This is a genomic window from Halopseudomonas salina (assembly GCF_014637955.1).
GTDB classification, from domain to species: domain Bacteria; phylum Pseudomonadota; class Gammaproteobacteria; order Pseudomonadales; family Pseudomonadaceae; genus Halopseudomonas; species Halopseudomonas salina.
This window is the reverse complement of sequence record NZ_BMFF01000001.1, coordinates 15,744-27,785: the sequence shown is the minus strand read 5'-3', so window position 1 is coordinate 27,785 and position 12,042 is coordinate 15,744. Positions and strand designations below refer to the sequence as shown.

Genomic DNA, 12,042 nt, shown 5'->3' with positions numbered 1-12,042 from the left:
GCATACCCGGCGGGCAGGACGTCAACACTGGGTTACAAAGACGTGAAACATGCAATCAGGTTGATCCTGGTCATGTCAGGTTCACAAAATGAGGCCTACTCTGAGTCTGGATGATTATTCCTTCACCCAGCAAGGAGAAGCTCATGACCGAGGAAAAGCAGCCCCCACCAAACCCTGAAGGCGACCTGGCATCACGGTTCCCTACAGCCTATACCATTCTTTTTCTTCTGATCATTCTGGTCGCGGCGCTCACATGGATCATACCCGCGGGGCAGTATGAGCGATCCATGAATGAGGAAGTCGGGCGCGAAGTTGCGGTGCCAGGCACCTACCAGACCGTCGATCCCAGCCCCCAGGGCTTTGTCGACATCATGCTGGCCCCCACGGCCGGGTTCTACGACCCCGACAGTTATGCAGCCAACGCCATAGATGTGGCGCTCTTCGTTCTGTTCCTGGGCGGATTTCTGGGCGTAATGAACGCCACTGGCGCAATTGATACCGGCATACGCAGTGCCATGCACCATCTGGAGGGCCGGGAGATATGGATGATCCCGATCCTCATGACGCTATTCGCGCTGGGGGGGACGACCTACGGCATGGCGGAGGAGACGCTCGCGTTCTACGCCATCCTGATCCCCGTCATCATTTCAGCCGGTTATGACGCCGTCACCGGTGTCGCAGTCATTCTGGTGGGTGCCGGCATTGGTGTACTAGGCTCCACCATAAATCCTTTTGCCACCGTTATCGCATCCAACGCCGCCAACATTCCTTTCACCGACGGCATCATGCTGCGCTTTGTGCTGCTGGTTGGCGGTCTGATCATTTGTGCGGCCTACGTCATGCGCTATGCCAAGCGGGTCAAGGCCGACCCGTCCCGGTCGGTGGTCGCCAAACAGAGAGATGCGCACCGCAAGCTGTTTCTGCAAGGCCATGACGAGCTGGACAACTTCGAGCTAAGCGCCATTCAGAAAATCGCCCTGATTATCTTCGCTCTGACCTTTGTGGTCATGATCTGGGGCGTCTCGTCCCAGGGCTGGTGGATGGCTCAGATGGGCGCTCTTTTTCTGGGGTCGGCCATCGTGATTGGCCTGATTTCGCGACTAGGAGAGAAAAAACTCACCGGCAGCTTTGTCGACGGCGCCCGTGATCTGCTTGGGGTTGCGCTGGTAGTGGGTCTTGCCCGGGGCATCGTCGTCATCATGGAACAAGGCATGATTGCTGACACTATCCTGCACAGCGCCGAAAACAGCCTGGGCGGATTACCCGAGTTGGCCTTTATCAATTTGATGTTCTGGATAGAGGTGGGCATGAGCTTCTTCGTCCCCTCCTCCTCAGGTCTCGCTGTTCTGTCAATGCCAATCCTCGCGCCACTGGCGGATTTTGCCAACGTGGGCCGTGATCTTGTAGTGACCGCTTACCAGTCAGCCAACGGCCTGGTTAATCTGATAAACCCGACCTTCGCGGTGGTCGTGGGTGGTCTGGCTATTGGCCGGGTGTCCTATGATCGCTGGCTGGTGTTTATCTGGCCTCTGCTGCTGATTCTGACTGTGTTCATCACTGTAGTGATCAGTGTTGGCGCGTTCCTTTGATAACCCGAACCGGAGGCAACATGACAGATCATAGCCTGGGCGTACATTCTGAAACCGGCATCCTGCGGCAGGTCATCGTTTGCCGGCCGGGGCTCGCCCACCGGCGACTGACGCCCTCGAACTGTGATGCGCTACTGTTTGATGACGTTTTCTGGGTCAAACAGGCGCAGAAAGACCATGATATTTTCGCCGATGTCATGCGTGCACGTGGCATAGAGGTGCTGGACGTCAACGACCTGCTGGCAGAAACCCTGGATATCCCCCTGGCCCGCGCCTGGATTCTGGACCACCGTATTACCTGGGATCATATCGGCGTCGGCATGGTTTCCGACCTGCGCGCCTGGATGGACGAGCTCCCCGGCCGAACCCTGGCGGAATTTCTGATCGGCGGGCTGGAGGTGGGCGATCTGCCCTTCGACCCCTCCGGTTTGTTCGGCAACCATCTGGGGCCATACGGATTCGTACTGCCGCCGCTACCCAACTTTCTGTTCACGCGCGATAACAGCGCTTGGATCTACGGGGGCGTAACACTCAATCCCATGTACTGGGCTGCGCGCAAACCGGAAACCCTGCTGATGAGCGCCATCTATCAGTTCCATCCAGCCTTCGCCGGCAAGGTCAAGGTTCACTGGGGCGATCCGCTCAAGGACCACGCCCTGGCCACGCTGGAAGGCGGAGACATCATGCCGGTGGGTAATGGCGCCGTACTGGTGGGAATGGGCGAGCGCTCCTCGCCACAGGCAATCGGTCAACTGGCCAAGGCCCTTTTTGACAATGGCACAGCCGACCGGGTGATCGCCTGTCAGATTCCCAAGACCCGCTCAGCCATGCACCTGGACACGGTGTTTACTTTCTGTGGCGGCAATGTGGTGACCACCTTCAAGGAAGTTGCCGACCAGATGGTCTGTTATGACCTGCGGCCCGGCCAAGGGGACAAGCATCTGTCATTCCGGCAGGACAGCCGCCCGTTATTCGATGTGGTGGCCGATGTGATGGGCTACAGCTCGCTGGAAGTCATCGCCACTGGTGGCGACACCCCTGCCGAGCGGGAACGGGAGCAGTGGAATGATGGCAACAACGTGCTTGCCCTGAGTCCGGGAGTCGTTATTGGCTACGATCGCAACGACGACACCAATGCCGCCCTCGAAGCGGCAGGCATAGAAGTGCTTGCCATACCCGGTGCCGAGCTGGGTCGGGGCAGGGGCGGCGGGCGCTGCATGAGTTGCCCGACCATACGAGACGCAGTCTGACAAGTCAGGAGCAAGGCAATGGCATTCAATCTCAAGAACCGGCATTTTCTGACCCTGCGGGACTTTACCCCGCGGGAAATCGGGTTTCTGCTCAAGCTGTCCGCAGACCTCAAAACCGCCAAGTACTCGGGCACCGAAGTACCGCAGTTACGCGGCAAGGACATCGCCCTGATCTTCGAAAAAAACTCAACCCGAACGCGGGTGGGTTTTGAAGTCGCCGCCTTTGATCAGGGTGCCAGGGTGACGTACCTGGGCCCGACTGGCACGCATATCGGCCACAAGGAATCCGTAAAGGACACCGCCCGGGTGCTGGGCCGCGTATACGACGCCATTGAATACCGCGGTTTCGGCCAGGCAGTCGTGGAAGAGCTGGCACAGTACGCCGGAGTGCCGGTCTATAACGGTCTGACCAACGAATTCCACCCCACGCAGATACTGGCCGACTTTCTGACCATGCAGGAGAACGTGGACAAACCCCTGCGCGAGGTAGCCTTTGTGTTTATAGGTGATGCCGCCAACAATATGGGCGACAGTCTGCTCATCGGTGGTGCCAAGATGGGGATGGATGTGCGCCTTTGCGCTCCCGAAGCCTGTTGGCCTGCCGAGGCCATTCAGAAGGAAGCGCAGACGATCGCCGAAACCACCGGCGCACGAATCATGATTACCGACGATATCGATGCCGCCGTGAAGGACGTGGACTTCGTCTATACCGACGTATGGGTCTCCATGGGCGAGGCCAAGGAAAAATGGGCCGAGCGCATCAAGCTGCTGCAGCCCTATCAGGTCAACGCAGCGTTGATGGCAAAGACCGGCAACCCCAGGGCCAGATTCATGCATTGCCTGCCGGCCTTCCACAACACGGAAACCACCCTGGGCAAGGAGATACAGGCAGAGTTCGGCATTGATGCCATGGAAGTGACTGACGAGGTTTTCGAAAGCCCCGCATCCATCGTGTTCGATCAGGCGGAAAACCGCATGCATACGATCAAGGCGGTACTCGTCGCCACCCTCGGATCATGACAAGGGAGTGATGACATGCTCGTAGTCGCAGCCCTCGGAGGCAACGCACTGCTACGCCGCGGCGAACCGCTCACCGCGCAGGCGCAGCGTGCCAATGTAAAAATTGCCGCTCAGTCACTGGCTGGTATCATCCGTGCCGGCCACCGGCTGGTGGTTACCCACGGCAACGGTCCCCAGGTCGGCCTGCTGGCCCTGCAGGGCGCAGCCTACAAGCCAGACGAAGCCTATCCCCTTGACGTTCTGGGCGCAGAAACAGAAGGCATGATCGGTTATATCATCGAGCAGGAACTGGAGAACGCACTGGATCATGACCGACCGGTAGCCACCCTGCTGACCCAGATACTGGTCGACAAGAACGATCCCGCTTTCCAGAAACCCACCAAATTCGTCGGTCCGGTTTACGAGCGGGAAGAAGCCGAAACCAAGGCCCGTGCTGCAGGCTGGCATATAGCCCAGGACGGTGATAAATGGCGGCGGGTGGTTCCCTCTCCCAAACCCTTGGAAATACCCGACATGCGGGTGCTTAAGCTGTTACTGGATCAGAATGTAGTCATTATCTGCGCTGGGGGCGGCGGCATCCCCGTTCTGCGCCGGGACGACGGCAGCATGATCGGGGTGGAAGCCGTCATCGACAAGGACGCCGCCACCGCGCTGCTGGCCCGACAGTTGGGAGCTGACGCCCTGCTGCTGCTTACCGACGTGGATGCAATATACCGGGATTTCGGCAAGGATAGCGCCAGCCCGATTTCGGCTTTGACGGTGTCCCAGGCCCGCGAACTCGATCTGCCAGCCGGCTCGATGGGCCCCAAGCTGGAGGCTGCAGCCGAGTTTGCCGAGCATGGAGGCATTAGCGGTATCGGTCGGCTGGAAGATGCTCTAGCGATCCTGGAACGCAAGGCAGGTACCTGTATAAGCGGCTGATCAGCAGACAGAATCCAGTCCTCAGAGAAGGTGGCGTTGGGCATAGAGCGCTTTCCAGTGATCACCCCTGCGTTCGGCTATTTCCGTATCGAAATAGTGCCTGAGCCGCCGGCGATCCTCGGGCTTGTCTTTCAGAGCGGACCCGAGAAGGAAATGCACCAGGCTTTCAACCGTCATACGCCCGTCGGCGTAGTAAAAGGCGTGAACGCTCATGGCGTGGGCCACAGCTACTGCCTCGGCGGTAGACATTGCCGAGCCCGCCAAACGGTCAGTACTGCGCCCGGCGATCGACTGACCGTTGCGCAGCTCATGGAAAACCGTGACCAGCACTTCCAGCACCATGGGATCGGGCTTGAAGGTAATACCTGCCTTGGCATTAAGCTTTTCTGTCTGTCGAACCACCACGTCGATTTCATCGCCGAGTCGCGCAATCGGCTTGACCTGCTCGAAATTCATGCGACGTTTCAGAGCCGCGCTCATGCGGTTGACACCCTCATCCACACTGTTGGATGTCGCGATGATATTGAAACCCTCGCTGGCATAGATCACGCCATCATCCCCAGCCAACTCGGGAATGCTGATTACCCGATCCGACAGAATGGAGAGCACCGAATCCTGCAACGTCTGAGGGCAACGCGCAATTTCCTCGAAACGCAGGAATTTGCCATCACGCATGGCCCGTAGCAGCGGGCTGGGAACCAGTGCCTCGACACAGGGCCCATGCTGGCGCAACAAGGCTTCATTCCAGGTATAGAGCAACTGGTTGACGCTGTTGACTGCCCCCCCTTGAATCATCAGGGACGAGTCGCCCGAGGCGGCAGCGGCAATCAACTCCGAGAGCAGCGACTTGGCGGTGCCTGGCTCGCCCACCAGCAGGGCGCCACGGTTGGTGCACAACGCTATCACCACGCGCGTAACCACCTCGGGCTCACACACAAATTTGCGCTCAATACCCAGCTTCTTGTCACCCTCGACGAACTTGCCCACCGCAACCGGAGACATGCGCCAACCTGGAGGAACCGGGTGCTCGTCAAGCTGCTTGAGGCGCTCCAGCTCTTCTTGATATTCAGCCTCGGCCGGCAGACGTTGCTTGTTTTCATACTTGCTCATTGGGCTTCTCTCCGGCCACCGCGCGACTCAGGAGCCATGCGCTCCTCAGGCAGAATTCGTGGCAGTTCCGACATGGGTATGGTGCCGGCGATAACATGATCAAGGGCGCTATCACGCATGGTGCTCAAGCCTGCATCCAGCGCCAGCCAACGCATTTCACCAATGGGCGGCTGACGGGATATTGCGTTGCGAATGTCCTGGTTCACGTGCAGATACTCCACAACCGCCACCCTGCCCCGTGTACCTTTACCGTTACAGGCTGGGCAACCGGTTCCGGCATAGCAGCGAAAGCCGGCAGGTGCACCTTCGGGGAACAACTCCGCCATGATGACCGGGTCTGGCTTCGCCTCTGTACGACACTCCTTGCAGATTCTCTTGGCGAGGCGTTGGGCAATAACCGCAAGCAGCTCACTGGCAATCGAATTGGGGTGCACACCCAGGTCATAAAGCCGCTGAAGGGAGTCCACCGCGTCGTTACAGTGCAGCGTGGACAGCACCACGTGACCGGTTTGTGACGCCCGCATAGCCTCCAGCGCCGTTTCCTGGTCACGGATCTCGCCTACCAGGATCACGTCCGGGTCCTGGCGGACGAAGGCACGCATGGCATTGGCAAAGCTGAACCCTATGTCAGGCCGCACCCGCGTCTGTTGAATGTTGTCGATGGAATACTCGATCGGATCCTCCACCGTGATGACCTTGCGCTGACCATCATCGGCTAGTTCCTGCAGACCCGCATACAGCGTGGTGGACTTGCCTGAGCCAGTCGGTCCTACCACCAGAACCAGACCGGCGGGGTTATTCAGCAACCGGCGATAATGGCCGGAAATCTTGCGCGACATTCCCAGCTCCTGCATGGTCATCGCACGGCCGGTCTGACGTAGCAGACGAATCACCACATGCTCGCCATGCAGTGAAGGTTGGGTCTGCACCCGCAAATCATAGGACGCGTCGCCAAAGCGCAACATGGAGCGTCCGCCCTGAGGCAGGCGGCGCTCGGCGATATTCAGCTCCGCCCGCAGCTTGATCACATTGACAATTCCCAGCAGTTCACCGGGGGTCAATCGATAATGGTTGAGGTCATGCAGTTCGCCGTCAATACGCAGGCGTATACGAATGCGATCATCATAGCGCTCCAGGTGAATATCGCTTGCCTGGTTGGTCACACCCTCAAGCAGAATTCCCTCATAGATTGAAACAAGATAGGGGCTGATACGGTTATGTGCGTCTTCTTCACGCCCCTCTTCCTCCTCCGCTTCGTCAACTTCGGCAAGGTGGGTACGCCCCAGCATGTCGCCGCGCAGGGTGATAGCCAGATGAGACCAGAGGCGTTGGAAATCGGTTGGTGTTACCAACAGCAATCGGGTGGTATGCCCTTCTGTGAGCCTTTCGATCGCATCCAGGCGTGCATCCGGGTCGTCACTGGCAACCACCAGCTCGTTGCCTTCCATGTAGGCGGGAATCAAGCGGTGCTTGTCCAGAAAAGTCCGCGAGAAACCCGCAAAAAGCCGCACGTCCAGGCTGGGCAGCAACTTCTCCAGTTCGATAAAGGATACGTTGCGCTTTTGCGCCGCAAGTCGACGATAAAGCTCGGCATCCTCATAATTAACCAGCCTGTGCAAAATCCGCATCAGGGGCTTGCCACTGGCAAGTGCTTCCTCTCGGGCTTTGGATACGGTCTGTTCGTCGGCGACACCCAGGTCTATCAGAACGTCGGCCGTAGAGCGTCTGAAATCGACCCAGCCCAGCGTGCCGGCTCGCTCGAGCTGTTCTTCCCGGCGACGATATTGCACCAGCGAGGGCGACCGGCCCTCTTCAGGCTCAAGGTTGATTAACACTCCACCTTCCTTGAGCAGGCCCAAAAGCGCCTCGGGATGCTTGAGAAATGTGCCACTGAGTATGAAGTCGCAGGGGGCGTCCAAGTGAAAGCCCGATTGCACATCCGCAATACTGATCTCTACGTTCTTGATGTGGAACTTGGCCAGATTGGTAGCTGCAATATCGGCAATCGCTGCCTCCTTTTCCACTACATGGACCCTGGAAAACAGATGCGACAAGGCGGCCGGTACATAACCAGACCCCGCACCCACGTACAAAACGCTCTGGTTCCTGCCCATGGGAGGCAGCGCAGTCAGGATCTGCTGCAAGGCAGAACGAGTAGGAATGCTGTGACCAGACATATGCTGGGCCAGATCCGAAGAAGCAATGAAAGCTTCCCGGGGAACCGCCCGCAGGACAACCTGGATCTTGGGATTATGTGTACTCACGGTTTTCTCCGCTATACGTCGCCGGATATCAACCAGCGAACAAGAAGGCTCATAATCCCAAGATAACCGGTAATTACGGCCTTAAATACGACGTAAGTCATGTTTTAACCAATCTGCCAGCCAGAACTACCAGAACAGAGTGACTCCTCGGACAGAATCGGTTTTAGCGCTTGGGACCTCTGTCCATCCCGTCCGGAAATAACCCTTGGTCCTTTCAGATTAAAGCGCATACTGCGGCACCTGAGCACATAGCGGAGTCGATACTCTGCAAAGGAAGCTGTGATATCAGGATGATCCCGAGGTTCATATGGAAAACACCCAAACTAATGGCAGCAGCGTCGCAATCGTGGCAATTATTGTAGTCGGACTGCTCATTGTTGGGGCCGGCGTACTATTTTACACCGGCGCATTCGATAGCAGTGGCGGCACAACGAGCACCACCGTTATTGAGGCCCCTGCCGAACAGGACAAAGGGTTGAGCCTCAAGTTTGAAGATAAAGACGGCGTAAAGACCGAAATCTCGACTAACTGATTGCGTTAGCAGATGGAGGTCAATAACAGGACTTCCACAAAGAAAAGCCTCTAGTCTTCGCAGACTGGAGGCTTTTCTGATTTCCGCCTGCCGCCCATAAGCCTAGGGCGCATTCCTCTGAGATGGCGAACGCTTGAAGTCACCAATTTCCTGGTGGGGATCAACCCTTGAGCGATGCTCGCTGGTTGCCTGGGCCCACCATATCAGCTGATTGAAAGTACGGCCCAGATAGTCAAACCAGCCGTCCATTTTCACCTCTTGCTGGGGGCCACCGTCCTCGGTAAATACTTCTTGTGCCCGAGGCACGTGGATCATCGCAGACACCGGCAAACAGCCAAGCTCTGCCAGAAAGGTACGCATCGCTATCGCCGCGCGCATCCCGCCCCACTGGCCGGCGGAATAGGTCACGATTGCACTTGGTTTATAGGCAAACAATGAGCTACCGAAATGGTTGAGCAAGTGCGCCAATGCCGGGCTGAGCGAGTGGTTATATTCCGGACTGATCATGATGTAGCCGTCAGCGGACTCGATTTTATCCGCCAGCGCATCAAGACCCTCCGGAGCCCTGCTTTTCGGATAGGCAAAGTGCGGTTTGAAGACGTGATCAAGCGGATAATCAAGGGCATCCACCAGCTCGAACTGATGACCCTCGTACCGGGTTTTCAGAAACTGCAGACATGCTAACGCCACACGATGCCCGAGTCGCGGGGGCTTTGGCGGGGTGCTGTCTCTTACCGTGCCAAGAAAGACCAGGAATTTCATTTTTCAGCTCTCTGTATTGGGCCCTATAACCAACGGCTCAGGGGGCGATTGGCCCGCATCGGTCAGCGTTGGTGGCCGATAGTTGAGACCGGCATCTTGCCATCGCTGCCAAACGCTCTCATCGATGGAAATATTCACTGCTGGGCGCCCTTTTTTATCCTCGGCATATCTGCGGCTGAAGCGAGCCTCTTCTTCGCCACGTCTGATTTTCTGGAACCAGGCGTAGCCGCCTTTGAGAAACTCCTGGAATGAATCCCTCGGCTCGGTTTTCCAGGCATCCTCTGCAGCAGTAAAGCGGTCAAGCTTTAATCCGGCCTTCTCCGCTTTGCCAAGCATCCACTGCAGTGAAATATCAGCGAGCCGATCATCCGAGCCGTATCCACCGCCAACGTTGGCGTGGGCGCCAATGAACCAGCGTTGCTCTACCTCAAGATTGCGGGGCTTTTGCTTACCGTCATCACTGGTCCACAATGGCACATCATAGGTAGCTCGATGCTCATCCAGGGCCACCGCGTGGTAGGCACGATCCACGATGCTGGAAAGCTCGGTATCGTGCCAGGCGAATTTCCCATGTTCGGAAATAAGCGTGCCGGGCACTCCGAGCGCACCAACCGTATCCCACACCCCGATAAAATGAATTCTGGGCGAGCGGCTGTAGGTTTCCCGAAACGCCCTGCACTCCTCGGAATCCGGTGCCAGGCTGTCGTTGCGGTAAATCTTCTCTGCCTTTTTCAACAGGCACGGGGTCACGATATGCAGCAACCCGCACTTGCGGATCAATCCGACCAGGCTTCTGGCTGTGTAGGCACCACGGCTGAAGCCGAATATCCAGATTTCCTCTCCTTCGCTGTAGCGTTTTGCCAGCCACTCGTAGCCTTCCAGCAGATTCCTGCTCAGACCATAGCCAAACACGCCACCACTAAAACGCTCAAAGCTCGAGGTACCCACACCCGGATCGTAGAAAAAACGTTGCCTGATCGTGCCATCGTAGTCTTGGATACGCCGCGTGAGTCGGTACACATTGGTCTGATCTTCCGGATCATTCCAGGTACCGTCAAAGAGTAGAATCAGTCTTTGTGTCATGGTTTCCTTCCCATTCAGTTGGCCAACAAACAAAGCAGGCAAACATTTTCACACCGGTGCTGGCTGGTAAAAACAGAGTTGATTCGCACCTGCCCTCTTGGCTTTATACATCGCCTTGTCGGCCGTTTCCAATAGCGTGGCAGGGGTCGCCGCATCCTGAGGAAAAACGGTAATCCCTATGCTGACGGATATCCGGATGTTTTCTTCATCCAGGCAGAAGGGTTTGGCCAGCTGCTCAATGATATTCTGAGCTACGGTGACAACGTCGTCCTGTTCACTGGCACCTACCAGCAGCACGGTAAACTCATCGCCCCCCAAACGGGCCACCGTATCTTCCTCACGAACACACTCGTTCAGACGCCTGGCCACCGCCACCAGGAGCCGATCCCCCATATCGTGACCAAGGGAGTCGTTCACATCCTTGAAACCGTCCAGGTCCAGGAAAAGCAATGCGAAATCGGCGTTACTGCGTCTCGAGTGCTTGATCGCCTGCTCCAGGCGGTCCAGAAACAAGCGTCTGTTGGGCAGTCCGGTCAACAGGTCATGGTGTGCGCTGTGCCATATTTTTTCTTCGGCAAGGGTCTGGGCTGTAATATCCCGAGAAATGCATACCGTGGCCTCTGTCTTCCCATGTTCGTCCAGCACTGGTGCCAGAAGGTATTCAAATTTCTCACCATGCCCAGAGGCAAAGGTATGAACAAACTTGCCACGATGGGTGGACTGCTCGGCAATGACTTTCTCCAGATTGCGCTGAAAATCCATAGCAAATGGAAAACCCAGATCGAAGGTAGAGTTGCCAATGATTTCCTCGAGCCTGAGCGCAAAGAGATCTGCAGTCGCCTTGTTGGCATAGACAAACCGACCTTCCAGATCCAGCACATAAATAGGGTCCGGTGAGGCTAGCAATATGGCACCAAACAGACGGGTTTCCATCTCCTTGACCGTTGCATACTGTTCCAGCGATTCAGCCACAGCCTGATCGATCGCTTCGTGAAAACGAGTCAGATCTTCAATGTGCTGGCCAGTCTTGGCTCGGTACGCCTTGGTCCAGTGCGAGACCACACTCGCTCGCAAGGCACGGAATTCAGACACCGTCTCGATAACGCTGAAACCACTGCTCTGCCGGTCCTCGCCATGGATCTCGGCCCAGGACTCCCTGTCTCTGAATTCATGGCCCTTTGATTTGGCTACCTGTTCAGTCTCGCTTTGCACCGACTCAAGATCATCCGCGATCTCCAGCAGCATATTCCTGGCATGATCACGCAATCCGACCTGGTCCATATCTTCAGCATGCAAAAGCGTTTTTGCAAATGCTTCCCAGTCCTGAAGAATGGGCTCTATTTCGGTCCGGATAAAATCAGCTAATCGCATGGTTTGCCTGCAAGGTTGAGGCTTATCGAAAGGGGAACAGCAGCATTTCAGATCTCACTCAATGTCCTATAAGGCCCCGGCGCTCTGCACACTGAAAAGTCTGGCGAACAGGCACGGTTGCAGACAGGTCAATCAGATCA

Annotated in this window: 10 protein-coding genes; 5 read left to right on the top strand and 5 right to left on the bottom strand. The window is 56.8% G+C overall.

Annotated elements, in window-relative coordinates; all coding sequences use genetic code 11:
* Positions 1 to 143 precede the first annotated feature (143 nt).
* From IEV54_RS00145 to arcC, 4 genes are read left to right on the top strand one after another with little or no spacing between them, the layout of a single operon-like run.
* A complete protein-coding gene (locus IEV54_RS00145) occupies positions 144 to 1,589 on the top strand; it encodes a YfcC family protein (RefSeq protein WP_150277846.1) in 1,446 nt (481 codons plus the stop codon).
* A gap of 20 nt (positions 1,590 to 1,609) precedes the next feature.
* Positions 1,610 to 2,839, top strand: coding sequence for an arginine deiminase (locus tag IEV54_RS00140; protein WP_150277847.1), 1,230 nt, complete (start codon positions 1,610 to 1,612; stop codon positions 2,837 to 2,839).
* Positions 2,840 to 2,857: 18 nt separating this feature from the next.
* Entirely contained in the window at positions 2,858 to 3,859 is a 1,002-nt protein-coding gene (gene argF, locus IEV54_RS00135; RefSeq protein ID WP_150277848.1) for an ornithine carbamoyltransferase, read from the top strand.
* 15 nt (positions 3,860 to 3,874) lie between these two features.
* Positions 3,875 to 4,780: a carbamate kinase gene (arcC, locus tag IEV54_RS00130; protein WP_150277849.1), complete on the top strand. Its 906-nt coding sequence runs from the start codon at positions 3,875 to 3,877 to the stop codon at positions 4,778 to 4,780.
* Between the two features lie 21 nt (positions 4,781 to 4,801).
* Here arcC and IEV54_RS00125 read toward each other — a convergent pair whose 3' ends face one another.
* Positions 4,802 to 5,890 carry an ATP-binding protein gene (locus IEV54_RS00125; protein ID WP_150277850.1) on the bottom strand — a complete coding sequence of 363 codons (1,089 nt, stop codon included), beginning with the start codon at positions 5,888 to 5,890 and terminating at the stop codon, positions 4,802 to 4,804.
* Complete coding sequence (locus tag IEV54_RS00120; RefSeq protein WP_150277851.1) at positions 5,887 to 8,154, bottom strand: ATPase, T2SS/T4P/T4SS family; 2,268 nt, start codon at positions 8,152 to 8,154, stop codon at positions 5,887 to 5,889. Before IEV54_RS00120 ends, IEV54_RS00125 begins: the two co-directional genes overlap by 4 nt.
* A 307-nt stretch (positions 8,155 to 8,461) precedes the next feature.
* Here IEV54_RS00120 and IEV54_RS00115 point away from each other — a divergent pair, with 307 nt between their 5' ends.
* Positions 8,462 to 8,686 carry a hypothetical protein gene (locus IEV54_RS00115; protein ID WP_150277852.1) on the top strand — a complete coding sequence of 75 codons (225 nt, stop codon included), beginning with the start codon at positions 8,462 to 8,464 and terminating at the stop codon, positions 8,684 to 8,686.
* Between the two features lie 102 nt (positions 8,687 to 8,788).
* On the opposite strand, the gene IEV54_RS00110 is transcribed toward IEV54_RS00115, so the two are convergent.
* From IEV54_RS00110 to IEV54_RS00100, 3 genes are read right to left on the bottom strand one after another with little or no spacing between them, the layout of a single operon-like run.
* On the bottom strand, positions 8,789 to 9,448 hold the full coding sequence (locus IEV54_RS00110; protein WP_150277853.1) for an NADPH-dependent FMN reductase: 660 nt from the start codon (positions 9,446 to 9,448) through the stop codon (positions 8,789 to 8,791).
* Positions 9,449 to 9,451: 3 nt separating this feature from the next.
* The gene (locus IEV54_RS00105; RefSeq protein WP_150277854.1) at positions 9,452 to 10,531 is read right to left on the bottom strand and encodes a T6SS phospholipase effector Tle1-like catalytic domain-containing protein; all 1,080 of its coding nucleotides are present in this window, start codon (positions 10,529 to 10,531) and stop codon (positions 9,452 to 9,454) included.
* 48 nt (positions 10,532 to 10,579) lie between these two features.
* The gene (locus IEV54_RS00100) at positions 10,580 to 11,902 is read right to left on the bottom strand and encodes a diguanylate cyclase domain-containing protein (RefSeq protein ID WP_150277855.1); all 1,323 of its coding nucleotides are present in this window, start codon (positions 11,900 to 11,902) and stop codon (positions 10,580 to 10,582) included.
* Positions 11,903 to 12,042 lie beyond the last annotated feature (140 nt).

Bases quoted from the DNA above. Each gene is read 5' to 3' on its own strand.
- argF (WP_150277848.1), top strand. From the start codon at position 2,858: ATGGCATTCAATCTCAAGAACCGGCATTTTCTGACCCTGCGGGACTTT.
- IEV54_RS00125 (WP_150277850.1), bottom strand. From the start codon at position 5,890: ATGAGCAAGTATGAAAACAAGCAACGTCTGCCGGCCGAGGCTGAATAT.
- IEV54_RS00110 (WP_150277853.1), bottom strand. From the start codon at position 9,448: ATGAAATTCCTGGTCTTTCTTGGCACGGTAAGAGACAGCACCCCGCCA.
- arcC (WP_150277849.1), top strand. From the start codon at position 3,875: ATGCTCGTAGTCGCAGCCCTCGGAGGCAACGCACTGCTACGCCGCGGC.
- IEV54_RS00100 (WP_150277855.1), bottom strand. From the start codon at position 11,902: ATGCGATTAGCTGATTTTATCCGGACCGAAATAGAGCCCATTCTTCAG.
- IEV54_RS00145 (WP_150277846.1), top strand. From the start codon at position 144: ATGACCGAGGAAAAGCAGCCCCCACCAAACCCTGAAGGCGACCTGGCA.
- IEV54_RS00105 (WP_150277854.1), bottom strand. From the start codon at position 10,531: ATGACACAAAGACTGATTCTACTCTTTGACGGTACCTGGAATGATCCG.
- IEV54_RS00115 (WP_150277852.1), top strand. From the start codon at position 8,462: ATGGAAAACACCCAAACTAATGGCAGCAGCGTCGCAATCGTGGCAATT.
- IEV54_RS00140 (WP_150277847.1), top strand. From the start codon at position 1,610: ATGACAGATCATAGCCTGGGCGTACATTCTGAAACCGGCATCCTGCGG.